Annotated in this window: 15 protein-coding genes and 2 tRNA genes; 9 read left to right on the top strand and 8 right to left on the bottom strand. The window is 56.8% G+C overall.

The genetic code is table 11. From position 1 onward, the window contains the following. Nucleotides 1-87: 87 nt before the first annotated feature. Nucleotides 88-2,460 (bottom strand): phosphoenolpyruvate synthase, encoded by a 2,373-nt coding sequence (gene ppsA / locus Q7T36_RS02830; RefSeq protein WP_304843796.1) that lies wholly within the window; start codon nucleotides 2,458-2,460, stop codon nucleotides 88-90. 173 nt (nucleotides 2,461-2,633) lie between these two features. Between ppsA and Q7T36_RS02825 the strand changes: the two genes are divergently transcribed. Further along, on the top strand, nucleotides 2,634-3,455 hold the full coding sequence (locus Q7T36_RS02825; RefSeq protein WP_304843794.1) for a pyruvate, water dikinase regulatory protein: 822 nt from the start codon (nucleotides 2,634-2,636) through the stop codon (nucleotides 3,453-3,455). A gap of 4 nt (nucleotides 3,456-3,459) precedes the next feature. Here Q7T36_RS02825 and Q7T36_RS02820 read toward each other — a convergent pair whose 3' ends face one another. Both Q7T36_RS02820 and grxD read right to left on the bottom strand, forming a co-directional pair. Continuing rightward, on the bottom strand, nucleotides 3,460-5,046 hold the full coding sequence (locus tag Q7T36_RS02820; protein ID WP_304843792.1) for a PAS domain-containing protein: 1,587 nt from the start codon (nucleotides 5,044-5,046) through the stop codon (nucleotides 3,460-3,462). Nucleotides 5,047-5,243: 197 nt separating this feature from the next. Then, the gene (grxD, locus tag Q7T36_RS02815) at nucleotides 5,244-5,567 is read right to left on the bottom strand and encodes a Grx4 family monothiol glutaredoxin (protein ID WP_304843789.1); all 324 of its coding nucleotides are present in this window, start codon (nucleotides 5,565-5,567) and stop codon (nucleotides 5,244-5,246) included. Nucleotides 5,568-5,687: 120 nt separating this feature from the next. On the opposite strand from grxD, the gene Q7T36_RS02810 reads away from it, so the two are divergent. From Q7T36_RS02810 to Q7T36_RS02800, 3 genes are all read left to right on the top strand, one after another. Beyond that, nucleotides 5,688-6,866, top strand: a complete 1,179-nt coding sequence (locus tag Q7T36_RS02810; protein ID WP_304843787.1) for an aspartate aminotransferase family protein — start codon at nucleotides 5,688-5,690, stop codon at nucleotides 6,864-6,866. Nucleotides 6,867-6,899: 33 nt separating this feature from the next. Beyond that, on the top strand, nucleotides 6,900-7,811 hold the full coding sequence (gene argF / locus Q7T36_RS02805) for an ornithine carbamoyltransferase (RefSeq protein WP_304843785.1): 912 nt from the start codon (nucleotides 6,900-6,902) through the stop codon (nucleotides 7,809-7,811). Between the two features lie 149 nt (nucleotides 7,812-7,960). Continuing rightward, entirely contained in the window at nucleotides 7,961-9,307 is a 1,347-nt protein-coding gene (locus Q7T36_RS02800; RefSeq protein ID WP_304843783.1) for a hypothetical protein, read from the top strand. Between the two features lie 42 nt (nucleotides 9,308-9,349). Here Q7T36_RS02800 and glpK read toward each other — a convergent pair whose 3' ends face one another. After that, nucleotides 9,350-10,840, bottom strand: a complete 1,491-nt coding sequence (glpK, locus tag Q7T36_RS02795) for a glycerol kinase GlpK (RefSeq protein WP_304843781.1) — start codon at nucleotides 10,838-10,840, stop codon at nucleotides 9,350-9,352. A 129-nt stretch (nucleotides 10,841-10,969) separates the two neighbouring features. Here glpK and tusD point away from each other — a divergent pair, with 129 nt between their 5' ends. Genes tusD through Q7T36_RS02770 form a run of 5 tightly spaced genes read left to right on the top strand, consistent with a single transcriptional unit; the run spans nucleotide 10,970 to nucleotide 13,352 of the window. Beyond that, entirely contained in the window at nucleotides 10,970-11,356 is a 387-nt protein-coding gene (gene tusD / locus Q7T36_RS02790) for a sulfurtransferase complex subunit TusD (RefSeq protein ID WP_304843779.1), read from the top strand. 4 nt (nucleotides 11,357-11,360) lie between these two features. Next, nucleotides 11,361-11,717 (top strand): sulfurtransferase complex subunit TusC, encoded by a 357-nt coding sequence (gene tusC, locus Q7T36_RS02785; protein WP_304843777.1) that lies wholly within the window; start codon nucleotides 11,361-11,363, stop codon nucleotides 11,715-11,717. Further along, the gene (locus Q7T36_RS02780) at nucleotides 11,717-11,992 is read left to right on the top strand and encodes a DsrH/TusB family sulfur metabolism protein (RefSeq protein ID WP_304843774.1); all 276 of its coding nucleotides are present in this window, start codon (nucleotides 11,717-11,719) and stop codon (nucleotides 11,990-11,992) included. Before tusC ends, Q7T36_RS02780 begins: the two co-directional genes overlap by 1 nt. After that, nucleotides 11,967-12,302, top strand: coding sequence for a TusE/DsrC/DsvC family sulfur relay protein (locus tag Q7T36_RS02775; protein ID WP_304843772.1), 336 nt, complete (start codon nucleotides 11,967-11,969; stop codon nucleotides 12,300-12,302). The genes Q7T36_RS02780 and Q7T36_RS02775 overlap by 26 nt, the downstream gene beginning before the upstream one ends. Nucleotides 12,303-12,314: 12 nt before the next feature. After that, nucleotides 12,315-13,352: a glycosyl transferase family protein gene (locus Q7T36_RS02770; RefSeq protein ID WP_304843770.1), complete on the top strand. Its 1,038-nt coding sequence runs from the start codon at nucleotides 12,315-12,317 to the stop codon at nucleotides 13,350-13,352. An 8-nt stretch (nucleotides 13,353-13,360) separates the two neighbouring features. Here Q7T36_RS02770 and Q7T36_RS02765 read toward each other — a convergent pair whose 3' ends face one another. The 4 genes from Q7T36_RS02765 to Q7T36_RS02750 all read right to left on the bottom strand — a co-directional run bounded on the left by Q7T36_RS02765 (nucleotide 13,361) and on the right by Q7T36_RS02750 (nucleotide 14,536). Then, on the bottom strand, nucleotides 13,361-13,801 hold the full coding sequence (locus Q7T36_RS02765; protein WP_304843768.1) for a DUF6691 family protein: 441 nt from the start codon (nucleotides 13,799-13,801) through the stop codon (nucleotides 13,361-13,363). 22 nt (nucleotides 13,802-13,823) lie between these two features. Then, a complete protein-coding gene (locus Q7T36_RS02760; protein ID WP_304843767.1) occupies nucleotides 13,824-14,225 on the bottom strand; it encodes a YeeE/YedE family protein in 402 nt (133 codons plus the stop codon). Nucleotides 14,226-14,309: 84 nt separating this feature from the next. After that, nucleotides 14,310-14,386: transfer RNA gene (locus Q7T36_RS02755), tRNA-Asp, on the bottom strand. Between the two features lie 73 nt (nucleotides 14,387-14,459). Continuing rightward, nucleotides 14,460-14,536 (bottom strand) — tRNA-Asp (locus Q7T36_RS02750). Nucleotide 14,537: the final 1 nt, after the last annotated feature.

Genomic DNA, 14,537 nt, shown 5'->3' with positions numbered 1-14,537 from the left:
GCATTGTCGGGCTGAAGCCCGACCTACAAAAGTGGCAATAAAAAGGGGCGCATATCATGCGCCCCTTTTTATTGGTAACAACTTCGATCAGGAACCGTGGTTCTCCGCCAGGAAGAACCAAGTATCCAGCACCGAATCCGGGTTCAGGGACACAGAGTCAATCCCTTCATCCATCAGCCACTTCGCCAGATCGGGGTGATCGCTGGGACCCTGGCCGCAAATGCCGATGTACTTCCCGGCTTTGCGGCAGGCCTGAATGGCGCGTGACAGCAGGAACTTCACCGCCGGATCACGCTCATCAAACAGGTGCGAGACAATCCCGGAGTCGCGGTCCAGACCCAAGGTCAGCTGGGTCAGGTCGTTGGAGCCGATTGAGAAGCCGTCAAAGTGCTGCAGGAAATCTTCCGCCAGCAAGGCATTGGTCGGCAGTTCGCACATCATGATCACTTTCAGGCCGTTTTCACCGCGCTTCAAGCCCTTCTCCGCCAACAGGCTGATGACGCGTTCGGCTTCACCCACCGTCCGCACAAAGGGAATCATGATCTCGACATTGGTCAGACCCATTTCATCACGGACTTTCTTCAGGGCGCGGCATTCCAAGTCAAAGCAATCGCGGAAGTTGTCAGAGATATAACGGGAAGCTCCGCGGAAACCCAGCATCGGGTTTTCTTCTTCCGGCTCATACAGCTTACCGCCAATCAGGTTGGCGTACTCATTCGACTTGAAGTCGGACATCCGCACAATGACCCGTTGCGGATGGAAGGCGGCAGCCAGTGTGGCAATGCCTTCGACCAGTTTCTCGACAAAGAACTCGACCGGCGACGCATAACCGGCGGCGCGAGCCGTCACGGCGTTGCGAATGTCGCGCGGCAGCGTGTCGTAGTTGAGCAGCGCCTTCGGGTGTACACCAATCATGCGGTTGATGATGAACTCCAGACGCGCCAGACCGATGCCCTGATTGGGAATCTGGGCGAAGTCAAAAGCACGGTCGGGGTTGCCAACGTTCATCATGATCTTGAAGGACAGCTTCGGCATGGAATCAATCGAGTTCTTCTGGATCTCGAAGTCCAGCATGCCTTCATAAATAAAGCCGGTATCGCCTTCGGCACAGGACACGGTCACTTCCTGACCATCCGCCAGCAGTTCGGTGGCGTTGCCGCAACCGACAATGGCCGGTACGCCCAACTCACGGGCAATGATGGCGGCGTGACAGGTGCGACCACCACGATTAGTGACAATGGCGGAAGCCCGCTTCATCACCGGCTCCCAATCCGGATCGGTCATGTCGGAGACCAGCACGTCGCCGTCCTGAACCTTGTCCATTTCGCGGATGGATGTCACCACCTTGACGCGGCCGGCGCCGATACGCTGGCCAATGGAGCGGCCTTCGCAAATCACGGTGCCTTTCTGCTTCAGCAGGTAACGTTCCATGGTGCCGACATTCTGACGGCTCTTCACCGTTTCGGGACGGGCCTGCACGATGTACATCTTGCCGTCATCACCATCCTTCGCCCACTCTATGTCCATCGGCGAACCGTAGTGCTTCTCGATGATCATTGCCTGGCGGGCCAGATCGGCAATCTCGTCATCGGTAATGGAGAACTTGATGCGATCCACCTTGTCGACATCCACAATCTGTGTGGACTTGCCGGTGACGCCGCTGCTTCCGTAAATCATCCGCTGGGCCTTGCTGCCCAGATTGCGGCGCAGGATGGCAGGGCGGCCCGCTTCCAGCGTCGGCTTGTAAACGTAGAACTCATCCGGATTGACGGCGCCCTGCACCACCATTTCACCCAGACCGTAGGACGAGGTAATGAACACCACATCTCGGAAACCTGACTCGGTATCCAGTGTAAACATGACACCGGACGATCCGGTTTCGGAACGCACCATGCGCTGCACACCGGCTGACAAGGCTACCAGTTTGTGCTCAAAGCCTTGATGGACCCGATAGGCAATGGCGCGATCGTTGAACAGCGATGCAAACACTTCCTTGACCGCAATCAGCACATTATCGATGCCGCGGATATTGAGGAAAGTTTCCTGCTGGCCGGCAAAGGAAGCATCGGGAAGATCCTCGGCGGTTGCGGAAGAACGCACGGCGACCGGCATATTTTCATCGCCGCCGGTGAGCTTGGTGAAATCTTCACGAATCGCCTTTTCCAGATCCGCTTGCAGCGGCGTCGCCACAATCCACTCACGGATTTGCTTGCCGGTTTCGGCCAGTTGCACCACATCTTCCACATCCAGCGTATCCAGTACGTCGTGGATGCGCTTGTTGAGCCCGCTTTGCTCCAGGAAATCACGATAGGCCTGAGCGGTCGTAGCAAAGCCGCCGGGTACGGATACACCGGCATTGGACAGGTTGCTGATCATTTCGCCGAGGGAGGCGTTCTTGCCGCCGACACGTTCGACATCATGCTTGCCAAGTTGCTGAAACCAGATAACAAGTGCTTCCAAGGTGAGGCTCCCTAACTGAGTTGAGTCATCGCCGGGGTGGATCGCACCCCGGTCGGATTGTGGCCGGGACAGGTTATGTCCGCAGCGATTTCTGTATTACACTCGCCCGCAGTGGCGACTGCCCGCTACTATAAAGACTCCATCCGCATCAGACAAACCCCAAAGGCCAGCCAATGAGAAGAAGCGTGTTTTTTATTTCCGACGGAACCGGCATCACGGCTGAGACCTTGGGTCACAGTCTGTTGGCGCAGTTCGGCAATGTCTCTTTCGAGCAGCATACACTGCCCTATATCGGCAGTCCGGAAAAGGCCCGCGAAGCCGTCTCGCTGATCAACAAGGTGGCGGAAGCCGATGGGATACAGCCGATTATCATCGACACCATTGTCGACCGGGAAATCCGCTCCATTATAGCGGCCGCCAATGCCTGCATGTTTGATGTTTTCGAGACCTTTGTCGACAAACTTGAGCAAGTGATTGGTGAAAAGCCGATGAATGCCGTCGGAAAATCGCACTCCGTGAACACCCAGACATACAAGACGCGCATCGACGCCATCCACTTTGCCCTGGACAACGATGACGGCGCGCGTACCCGGCACTACGACATGGCGGATATTATCCTGATTGGTGTCTCACGCTCCGGCAAAACCCCTACCTGCATCTATCTGGCCATGCAGTTTGGCATCCGGGCCGCCAACTATCCGCTAACCGAAGATGACCTCGACAGTGAAGCACTGCCGAAAAGCCTGAAGGAACACCGTTCGAAACTGTTTGGTCTGATGATTGACGCCGACCGCTTGGCGATAATTCGCACTGAGCGCAAGGCTAACAGTCGCTACGCCAGCACGCCGCAGGTCCAGCGCGAAGTGCGCGCCATCGAGTCCATTTATATCCGCGAGGGCATCCCCTTCCTGGATGTTTCAGAAATGTCCGTCGAGGAAATCGCCACCCGGATTATTGAACAGAAACACCTGAAGCGACGCATCAGCAGCAGCTAAGCATCTAGTAACGGCGCAGTGTCTGTTCATGCCATGCGGGACGCAAGTCACGAATACGCTTGAGCATGTGCAGGAGACTGCCGTTGCTGCGTCGCAAAACCGTTACCTCCATATCCACAGGCACTACATCGCCATGTTTGCTGACCAACCTCTTTTCCATGGAGTAATAGTCACAATCGCCGGATAACATCCCGTCCACATAGCCTTGATCCAAGCCCAGGTCATCAGGATGGGTAATTTCCACAAAGTTCATCCGCAGAAGTTCTTCTTCGGAATATCCGATTAGTTCACTAAAGGCAGGTGTTACTGAAAGGATCGTGCAATTCATATCAACCAGTAGTACTGTACCGTGGTGATAATCCGAGATTTCAACAGGATTTACGGCAACCGGAGCCAAGGATTCGACAGGCGCTGCTGGATTAAGGTGCCGCCCTTCGGTAACCAGCCAGCGTATTTCGCCGTTCGCCCCATAGACGGGCTTGATGGAGAAATCCACCCGATGGGGTATGCCGTTACGATCAATAATATCCACTTCATGTCGGACAAATTCGCCAGCAGCCGCCCGGCAAACCCACTGTTTTACGTCGCACTGCACTTGGTCATTTTTCCACCACACCCCTTCCCAAAGCGGCACTCCATGCATGTGTCCCTGCGGTAGTCCGGTCATCTCATAGACGGCATGATTGCATTCCAGAACACTACCATCAGGCTTCAGCATGCCGACAAACTGGAACATGGAGTTGAAGACCGCCTGAAACTGCCTATCCCTTTCAGCAAGATTCTGGCGAATGCTCACTTCCTGCCCGATATCCAAATATATCCCGACGATTCTGGAAGGCTGGCCACACTCGTCCCATTCAATAACGCGGGAGCGGTCCTGAACCCACACATATTCACCGGTCCGGTTCAGCAGCCGGTATTCCAGATTGCATACATCGGAATGACCGGCAAAATGTGCCTGAATATCTTCAATGCAGGCTGGCAAATCATCAGGATGAATCCTTCTCTCCCAGTCCGTTGTCCATGTATCCAGCGGTTCATCAGGGTCGTCCAGCAATTTCCGCCAAAAAGGCGACCGGATTACCCTCCCGGATTGAAAGTCCCAGTCCCAAAGTCCAACCTGCAGCCGGTCGATGGTATTCCGCCAAAAGAAATCCGTAGCATCCACCTTTGACTCGAGTACACGTTCGCGAGCTTCAAACTCATTGCAGCATGACCTCTCGAAACAAGCTCCGATCAGGACCCCCGGCAATTCAGGATGGCGCTGGCCGATCATGTGGACATGACGGGAACAAGCTCCCTCTCCACGCCCCCTGATCTCAACCTCAATCGCTGCCGGGGCGGAACCGTTTGCAAGCTCACCCAGCATGACTTCCAGATTTTCCATTCCTGCGGGAGTATATAAATCATGCCACTCCTCCCGGCTAAATCTCACTTTGCCAGTACCTCGGCCATGCAATCGGGAGGCGCCTTCCGTAAATTGAACATGCAAGCCACCATCTTCCAGCAGCCATGTCCCGCTCAGCCCATTCTTTTCGAGCAAGCTGAAAACATTGTCCACATCCGGAGTCTTTTGCAACGAATGATTCATGGGTACCGTCACAATTTGGCGCTGGTTTCGGAGCAAGAATGTTGCCTTTCTGATTTTGTGATCATCTTTACAATTATGCGCTTTATCACCTTCCCTGAAAACCGCCCTCCGACCGTGGAGCCTTCAAAACCGACCGTCAGTCCGTCCATGAAAAAAGCGCCACCGAAGTGACGCTTTTTTGACCCCCCGCAGAATCATCAATCCTGTTGCTGGGTGGCTTCCTTGACCAAGGGCGCCAGCTCACCTTTCTGGGTCATTTCCATGACGATATCGCAGCCGCCAATCAGTTCACCCTTGATCCACAGTTGCGGAAAGGTCGGCCAGTTGGCGATACGGGGCAGCGTGGAACGAATATCCGGATTTTCCAGAATATTGACATAGGCGAAGGGTGCGCCAATCTGGATCAGAGCCTCCACCGTACGGGCGGAAAAACCGCACTGCGGGAACTGGGGGGTCCCCTTCATGTAGATAAGCACGGGGTTTTCCGCAATCTGTTTCTGGATGAGAGCTTCAGTTTCCATCTCGGATACCTTTTTTGGCAGGAATTGGCGGGTTGTATTCTACCTCTAATTGCTGATGACGCGTAATCTGGTTAAGATGTTCCTTTATCCATCCATCTGCTTGAATCCGCACGAATTGCCATGACCAGCGCCCTGATGCCCACGTACGCCCGCCAGCCCATTGCCTTTGTCAGGGGTGAAGGGTCCCGACTTTACACTGCAAACGGGGATGCCTACCTGGATGCCCTGACCGGTATTGCCGTGTGCGGACTGGGTCACGCCCATCCGGTGGTGGCCCGCGCCATCGCCGAACAGGCAGCTACCCTGGTGCATACGTCCAACCTGTATCAGGTTCCCTTGCAGGAAGAACTGGGCGAGGCATTGCGTCAGGTGTCCGGCATGGACCTCTGCTTTTTCGGTAATTCCGGCGCCGAAGCGAATGAGGCCGCCATCAAGCTGGCGCGGATGTTCGGCCACCGCAAGAATGTAGCAGTCCCCGCCATCATCGTCATGGAAAACTCGTTCCACGGCCGCACCCTGGCCACATTGTCCGCCACCGGCAACAAGAAAGTGCAGACCGGCTTTGAGCCGCTGGTGCAAGGCTTCGCCCGTGTCCCGTTTGATGATGTTGCTGCCGTGGAGGCCGCCATTGTCGCCAATCCGGATATCGTCGCCATTCTGGTGGAGCCGATTCAGGGTGAAGGCGGCCTGCGTCCCCCGGCAGCCGGTTTGTCCGGCTATCTGGAAGCCTTGCGCGCACTGTGTGATCGCCACGACCTGCTGCTGATGCTCGACGAAATCCAGACTGGCAACGGTCGCACCGGCAAATACTTTGCGTATCAGCACACCGCTATCCGGCCCGATGTCCTGACCACGGCCAAGGGCCTGGGCAACGGCTTTCCAATTGGCGCCTGCCTTGTCAGCGGCAAGGCCAACGATCTGTTCCACCCCGGCAACCATGGTTCAACCTACGGCGGCACCCCGCTGGGTTGTCGCGCCGCCTTGACCGTGGTGCAGGAACTGCAGAAAGGACCGATAGAAAATGCCGCCGTCATGGGCGAACGCATGATGTCCGGTTTCCGTGAAGCGCTGGCCGACCTGCCGGTGCAGGTCAACGGCAAGGGGCTGATGATCGGCCTGCGTTTGCCTCGCGCCTGCGGTGAACTGGTGGCCCAGGCCCGCGATGAAGAAAAACTGCTGATCAACGTCACGGCCGATTGCGTCGTGCGTTTGTTGCCGGCCTTGAATCTGAGCGCCGCCGATGCGGACGAGATTGTGCTGCGTGTTTCGCGCCTGATCCGCCGCTTTCTGGCTGCCTGAGCCCGGCAAAACCCGACCTGGAGGATACTGACAATGGCGGTTCGCCATTTTTTGACATTACTCGATTTCACGCCCGAAGAGTTGATGGCCGTGCTGAACCGTGCCATTGAACTGAAGCGGCTCCGGCAGGAAGGCATTATCCATGAGCCGTTCCGGGGCAAAGTGCTGGGCATGATTTTTGAAAAGTCATCCACGCGCACCCGTGTTTCCTTTGAGGCCGGCATGGCCCAGTTTGGCGGCTCCGCCATTTTCCTGTCGCCGCGCGATACGCAGTTGGGGCGCGGCGAGCCGGTTGAAGACTCCGCCCGCGTGATTTCGCGCATGGTGGATATCGTCATGATCCGTACTTTTGCCCACGATATCATTGAGCGCTTTGCCGCCCACTCACGGGTTCCCGTGATCAACGGCCTCACGGACGATCATCATCCCTGCCAATTGCTGGCCGACCTGCAAACCTTCATTGAGCATCGGGGCAGCCTGCAAGGCAAGACATTCGCCTGGATTGGCGATGGCAACAACATGTGCAACTCCTACATCCACGCCGCTCACCAACTGGGCTTTCGCATGCAGATTGCCTGCCCCTACGGTTTTGAGCCTGATCCGGAATTACTGCGACAGTATGCCCATTGCGCCACGCTGGTAAAAACGGCCGAGGATGCCGCCGCCGGTGCACACTTGATCGCCACCGATGTCTGGACCAGCATGGGGCAGGAAGCCGAGCAAAGTATCCGCAAGCGCCGTTTCGCCACTTATCAAGTTAACCCGCGCCTCATGGATCTGGCCTCTCCGGATGCCCTTTTCATGCACTGCCTGCCGGCGCATCGGGGTGAGGAAATTTCCGAAGACATGCTGGAAGACTCCCGCAGCGTGGTTTGGGATGAAGCGGAAAATCGCTTGCATGCCCAGAAAGCCCTGATGGAGTTCCTGCTGACAGGCGGGAGTTGACACCGGTATGCGGCAAAGGCCATCTTCAATAACAGCTTTCATACATGCCTTTTGGGGCGGGTGAATCCCCTGACCGTTGTTTGTGATAACATGTTCGGGCTAACGGCTACCAACAATAACCACATAACCGACAAAAACGGAGTCCGATTGTGAGACTGCATCCGACCGCGCTGACCCTGATGACCCTTATGCTGGCCGCCTGCGGTGGCGGCGACAAATCTTCGGGTGGCGGCTCGGGGGTTCCCACCACGCCCGTAGCGACTCCGCACGACCTGATTATCAAACCGGCTATGGGTTATGTCGACAAGGCCAATGTAACGGTGAAGCGCCTGGATGGCAGCATTATCGGCTCGGCCGTCACCGTCAACGGGCAGGCGACAGTGACCGTGCCTGCCGGGGTCGATTCTGTCCTGATTGAGGTGACTGGCGGCGCGGACAGCAAGTACTTCGAAGAAGCGGCCAATGCCATGCAGAATTTGCCAGCGGCTTTTTCAATGCGCGCCATGACGCTGGTCAGCTCCGACAAGCAGATTGTCACCGTCACCCCGTTGACTGAATTTGCGGTTAACATAGCCATGGGCATCATGGGCGGTGTCCACAAATATTCGATCATTCAGGGTAATGACTATATCGGCCGGTATTTTGATATCGACAACATCCTGACGCCCCCCCTGCAGATAGACGAACTCACGGATTATTCCGGCCTCAGTATTGAAACCCTTCCCAGTAAACATGCTGGCAAATATGCCCTGTTGCTGACAGCGGCTAGTCAATACGCCTCTACACAAACCGGTACCACCGCCAATGCCACGGTGCGCTGGACGCAGGAAATGTCAGCTGACTTCCTGAATGACGGACTGATCAACAATACAACGGCTGTCACCTACAACGCCGGCAATATCCCCAACGGGTTGAAAATTGCGCTACAGTATTTCAGAGCCGCTCAACTGAATCCCACCGGAGTGATTCTTCCCACCCACCCCACCAATCCCTCGCTGGATATTGAAGCTTACTATACCGGCTTCATTTTCAAGGTTGCCAATCGCATCAATTCCGGTGACTACCTGACTGATGTCGGACCCGGCATTGATACCAGCAATGTCACGATTCCCCGCATTTCCGCTAATATCGTGGCAGCTGACTTGCTTGGACTCACCGGAACCTTTACCGGCAAAAACATCGAAAACAAGGAGTGCAAGGTCACGGTCAGTAGTGACGGCTTGATCACGATTGCAGAGAGCGGTGTTACGGTGTACAGCCAGAAATTTGACGGTGGCAATGAGGACACCCGCATCCAGACATTTAACAGCGCCGGCATTCTGGTTACGCAATATTTGCAGGCCCGCAGTTCCATCGAGTCTAAAAAATCACTCTTTGCGGGCTACGGCTCCGCCGGTTTGTTGCTTGCCGGTGTAACCGATGAAGTCAAGGACGAGAAGACGGAGGTCGTCTCGAAAGTGGTCAGCTCGGGCTGCTACATCACAACCGCACCTTGAACCGGATTTGTGGCCGGAGATTAATTTCTCCGGCCGCAGGGTTCAAACCGTCTTTGAGGCTACCCGCTGCACCGCATCCAGCCAGCCCGCATACATCTTCTCGCGCTTTTCCATATTCATGCGCGGCGTGAATTCCCGCTGGCAATGCCACAAATCGGAAATCGCATCGAGGGAGGCAAATTTCCCGACATGCATTCCGGCCAGCCAAGCCACACCCATGGCCGTGGTTTCAGTGACTTCCGGCCGGTCGACCCTGACCCCCACAATATCCGACAATGCCTGCATCAGCCAGTTATTGACGGCCATGCCGCCATCCACCCGTAACGCCTGAAAATGACCGGCGCCATCCTTTTTCATAGCCTCCATCAGGTCGCGTGTCTGAAAACAGACCGCCTCCAGACCAGCAATGACAATTTCGCCAATGCCGGTGTCGCGGGACAAGCCGAAAATCGCACCACGCGCATGCGGGTCCCAATATGGAGCACCAAGACCGGTAAAAGCCGGCACCAGATATACTCCCCGGCTGTCCACCGTCTCCTCGGCAATCGCCTCGGTATCGCCTGCCTGCTTGATCAGCTGAATCCCGTCACGCAGCCATTGCACAGCCGCACCGGCGACAAAAATACTGCCTTCCAGAGCATAGGTGACTTTGCCATTCAAGCGGTACCCCACTGTGGTCAGCAAACGGTGTTTGGACTGGATAGCCTCTTCGCCGGTATTCATTACCATGAAACAGCCGGTTCCATAGGTGCTCTTGACCATGCCGGGCTTGAAGCACGCCTGCCCGATCAGCGCCGCCTGTTGATCACCGGCGACCCCGCCAATAGGGATGGGAGCGCCGAAATGCGCCGTCAGGGTTGCACCGAAATCACTGGAAGAATCCTGCACTTCCGGAAGCAGCGAAGCCGGAATACCGAAGATATCAAGTAACTCCCGATCCCATTCCTGCGTGTGGATATTGAACAACAGGGTTCGGGCGGCATTGGTGGCATCGGTCGCATGCCTGGCGCCGCCGGTCAGCATCCATATCAGCCAGGTATCGATGGTGCCGAACGCCAGTTCACCTTTCTCTGCGCGGGCGCGGGCGCCAGCTACGTTGTCCAGCAGCCAGGCCAGCTTGGTCGCGGAGAAATAAGGGTCCAGCAACAAGCCGGTTTTTTGCTGGATCGTGCTTTCCAGACCCCTGTTTTTCAGGCGCAGGCAGGTATCAGCGGTGCGTCTGTCTTGCCAGACAATGGCTTTGTGCAATGGTTGGCCGGTCTTGCGATCCCACAGCACGGTGGTTTCACGCTGGTTGGTGATCCCAATGGCGGCAATCTGCTGTGCAGTAATGCCGCTTTTCTGCAGGACTTCACGACACACGGCCAATGCCGATTCGGCAATTTCAGCCGCATCATGCTCGACCCAGCCGTCGGCCGGGAAATGCTGCTTCAGTTCACGCTGGGCCATGCCCACCGGTTGCCCCTGCAAACTGAAAATAATGGCGCGGGTACTGGTGGTTCCCTGATCCAAACTGAGCAAATAAGGCTGCATATCTCTTCCTCAACCTTGTTATTATTGACAAGCCGACTATGGCCGCATCCGCTGGCCTTTCCCGGCACACAAAACCTCAAGCCTAACCTGATTGGCCGGCGCAAACCAGCCCGCGATGATAGTGACTCCATGCGCTTTGTCTTGTTAATTACTGCCGCACCCCATCAACCCGGTGCCTGGCATGCATATCATCTCTGCAAGGCCGCGCTGGCTGCCGGGCATAAGGTGCAATTGTTCTTTTACGGCGATGCCGTCATCACCGCCGGCCGGTTACGGTTTTTGGCGCAGGATGAACCGGTGCTGGGTCAGCTTTGGGCGGAGCTAGCGGTGCAAAACGGGATGGAGCTTCCGGTGTGCGTGGCGGCGGCCATGCGTCGCGGTGTGACAGATTCCGAGAACGCCCGCCGCCACCAACTGGACGGTGACAGCCTGAACCCCGCCTTCCGACTGGCCGGACTCGGGGAACTGACCGAAGCCATGGCCGGGGCGGACCGGGTATTGACGCTGGCAGGATGAACCCATGACAAGCCCCCTCTTTATCCAACATCGTGCCCCGTTTGACGGCCATGCCGCTGCCGAACTGCTGGACGCGCTGCTGGTCAGCGCCGCTTTCGGCCAGAACCCCACCGTGCTGTTCCATGGGGACGGCGTGTGGCAACTGGTTGGCCCTCAGGAGCCGGCCGCCTTTGGATGCAAGTCCCTGGCCGCACAATTGGAAGCGCTGCCGCTTTATGATGTTGAAAACATTTTGGTGGAGCAGGAAAGCCTGGACAGTCGAGGATTGTCGGCTGCTCAACTGGTCTTGCCCGTTCGATCGATAGCACGCACGGAACTTCTCTCACTATTGGCCGAACACTCCCCTGTCCTGAGGTTTTGATGAGCACCCTGCATCTGGTATCCGTCAACTTGTCCGGCCGAACAGAACTCACCGCACAACTCAGGGCGGCAGCTTCGGCTGATGACAGTATATTATTCATGGGGAGCGGCATATACAGCCTGACCACCCTTCCCGATCTTTCCGGAAGGCTGTTGGCGCTGCATGCCGACGTAGCCGCGAGCGGTTTCTCGCCCAGCAATCGCGTTGCGTTGGTTGATTACGCCACCGTGATCCGCCTGTGTGAACAGCATGAACGAAGTCTTAGCTGGAGCTGAGCCTGCCGTCGATGAAGACGGCCACTTGCTTCACCCCGGCTCATGGACACCGGAAATCGCCGGGATACTGGCAGCACAGCAGGGCTTGACGCTGGATGGCCGTCACCGGGAGGTCCTGGAGGCGGCGCGGGAGTTTTATGCCCGCTTTCAACGTTCACCGGCAACCCGCCCGCTGTTGAAATATCTGGCGCAAACTCTGGGGCCGGAAAAGGCCACCAGTATCTACCTGATGCAATTGTTTGGCGGCGGAACCCAGGCCCGCACCATTGCCCGGCTTGCCGGTTTGCCCAAACCTCCGAACTGTATTTGAGACGAACCCGTCATGGTCATGAAAAATATCTACAAGGATGCCGAGCACCCCTTCGCCCAATATGTCCGCATTGTCGGCAAAGGCAAGACCGGCAGCCGCTCTCTGAACTTTGAAGAGGCCCGTGACGCCTTCCGAATGATTCTGGACGGGGAAACGCTGGATGTACAAACCGGTGCTTTCCTGATGTTGCTGCGGGTCAAGGAAGAGTCCTGCGAGGAGTTGGCCGGTTTTGTCAGTGCGGTTCGTGACTGGGTTCCTTCCCCGGAAATTGCGGTGGATCTGGACTGGTCATCCTACGCCGGCAAGCGCAAGCATTTCCCGTGGTTCCTGCTGGCTGCGCTGGTGCTGGCGCAGCATGGCAAGCGGGTGTTCATGCACGGCGCCAGCGGCCACACCGTCAACCGTCTGTATACCGAGCATGTACTGCCCGCCTTGGGCTTTCCGGTCTGTCAGCACTGGGCGCAAGTGGAAATCCAGTTACAGCAATATCAGTTTGCTTACCTGCCGCTGCGTGCGTTATGTCCTCCTCTGGATGAACTGATCCAGTTGCGTAATGTCATGGGCCTGCGCTCGCCGGTTCACACCCTGTCCCGCCTGATCAATCCCCTGAATGCGCGCTGCACCCTTCAGGCCATTTTTCATCCCGCCTATCGCGAGTCGCATCAGCAAGCCGCCGCCTTGCTCGGGTATGACAACAGCATGGTGATCAAGGGTGAAGGCGGTGAGTTTGAGCGCAATCCGGATGGGCGCTGCCTGGTGAAAGGCATTCGGAACGGCGAATTGTACGAAGATGAATGGCCGATGCTGTTTGATGAACGTCACGAGGCTGAAGAAACCCTGGAGCTGGCAGATTTCCTGGCTGTTTGGCGTGGCGAACGTCCGCACGAGTATGGAGAAATGGCGGTGATCGGGACCTTGGCGTTGGCGCTGCAAGGCTTACAGGAGGCAGGCTCCCAAGAAGAGGCGCTGGTCATGGCGCGGCTATGGTGGGAGCAGCGCGACCCGTCCCGCAAGCCGATTCGCGGCGAGGAGCAGATGGCCTTGTTTTAAGCGGAGGGTCAGCCCTCTTGCTCACTGCCGCTGCGGTCAGGCCAGAAGCGACTGAGCCACATACCAATGGTCATGGCACCGACAAAGAGGATGGCAAAGGGCACACCGCTGGCCGCGATAATAAGACCGGGACCGGGACAAATGCCGGAAATGCCCCAACCGATCCCAAACAGTAGGCTGCCGATCACCAGCGGCGCATCAACGGGCCGGCGGTTAGCCAGCGAAACAGCCTCACCAGCCAGGTTGCGACCGCGACGGCGGATCAGATAAAACACCGGTGATGCCACGGCAATAGCCGTGGCCATGACAACGGCCAGTGCAGGATTCCAGGCCCCGGCCACATCCAGAAACGCCAGAACGTTGGCAGGGTTGGTCATACCTGACAGGATCAAGCCCGTGCCGAACAATGCACCGCTCAACAAGGCAACAAGCGCTTGAGGAATTTTCACGACAACCTCCGGTTCATGGTCGTTAGGCCAACACATGGCGAATGACAAACACCGTCACTGCTGCACTGAACATAAACATCAGGGTCGCGACCAGCGACCGCCATGAGAAATTGGCAATACCGCAGACGCCGTGTCCGCTGGTGCAGCCCGAACCGATACGCGTCCCCAGCCCCACCAGCAACCCCGCCAGGATCATAGCGTAAGCCGCTACCGGCGATGTCAGCTCCGGCCGAGGCATCAGAAACACCGGTAAAATCAAGCCAGCCATAAAAAACAACTGCCAGCCTCCCCGACCCATGTCACCGCCAATCAAACGGCCATAGATGCCGCTGATACCGGCAATGCGTCCAGTTAACGCCATCAACAAGGCTGCTGCCAAGCCGATTAACGCACCACCGCCCACAAGAGGCCACACGTTTGCCATCAGAACTCCAACTTACGCGCAAAAGCCATCCAAACTCCAAATACAAAAAAGCCACTGAGGTTCACTCAGTGGCTTTTTGCGTAATGGCGCAGCGGACGGGACTCGAACCCGCGACCCCCGGCGTGACAGGCCGGTATTCTAACCGACTGAACTACCGCTGCGAATCTGGTAAATCTACAACCTACAGCTTTGAACCCGAAAACCCCAGGTGTCACCCTCTTGAGCTTTCATGTATGGCGCAGCGGACGGGACTCGAACCCGCGACCCCCGGCGTGACAGGCCGGTATTCTAACCGACTGAACTACCGCTGCG

Origin of the sequence: Fluviicoccus sp. (assembly GCF_030646115.1) — a bacterium.
In the GTDB taxonomy this organism is placed as follows: Bacteria; Pseudomonadota; Gammaproteobacteria; order Pseudomonadales; family Moraxellaceae; genus Fluviicoccus.
Note: the sequence above shows the minus strand (reverse complement) of the source record. Positions and strands in the feature narration are given on the sequence as shown.

Excerpts from the sequence above, each read along its gene's own strand:
- Q7T36_RS02770 (WP_304843770.1), top strand. The coding sequence starts at position 12,315 with ATGGTCATGAAAAATATCTACAAGGATGCCGAGCACCCCTTCGCCCAA.
- tusC (WP_304843777.1), top strand. The coding sequence starts at position 11,361 with ATGACAAGCCCCCTCTTTATCCAACATCGTGCCCCGTTTGACGGCCAT.
- tusD (WP_304843779.1), top strand. The coding sequence starts at position 10,970 with ATGCGCTTTGTCTTGTTAATTACTGCCGCACCCCATCAACCCGGTGCC.
- Q7T36_RS02820 (WP_304843792.1), bottom strand. The coding sequence starts at position 5,046 with ATGAATCATTCGTTGCAAAAGACTCCGGATGTGGACAATGTTTTCAGC.
- Q7T36_RS02775 (WP_304843772.1), top strand. The coding sequence starts at position 11,967 with ATGAACGAAGTCTTAGCTGGAGCTGAGCCTGCCGTCGATGAAGACGGC.
- Q7T36_RS02810 (WP_304843787.1), top strand. The coding sequence starts at position 5,688 with ATGACCAGCGCCCTGATGCCCACGTACGCCCGCCAGCCCATTGCCTTT.
- Q7T36_RS02760 (WP_304843767.1), bottom strand. The coding sequence starts at position 14,225 with ATGGCAAACGTGTGGCCTCTTGTGGGCGGTGGTGCGTTAATCGGCTTG.
- argF (WP_304843785.1), top strand. The coding sequence starts at position 6,900 with ATGGCGGTTCGCCATTTTTTGACATTACTCGATTTCACGCCCGAAGAG.
- glpK (WP_304843781.1), bottom strand. The coding sequence starts at position 10,840 with ATGCAGCCTTATTTGCTCAGTTTGGATCAGGGAACCACCAGTACCCGC.
- Q7T36_RS02825 (WP_304843794.1), top strand. The coding sequence starts at position 2,634 with ATGAGAAGAAGCGTGTTTTTTATTTCCGACGGAACCGGCATCACGGCT.
- Q7T36_RS02780 (WP_304843774.1), top strand. The coding sequence starts at position 11,717 with ATGAGCACCCTGCATCTGGTATCCGTCAACTTGTCCGGCCGAACAGAA.
- grxD (WP_304843789.1), bottom strand. The coding sequence starts at position 5,567 with ATGGAAACTGAAGCTCTCATCCAGAAACAGATTGCGGAAAACCCCGTG.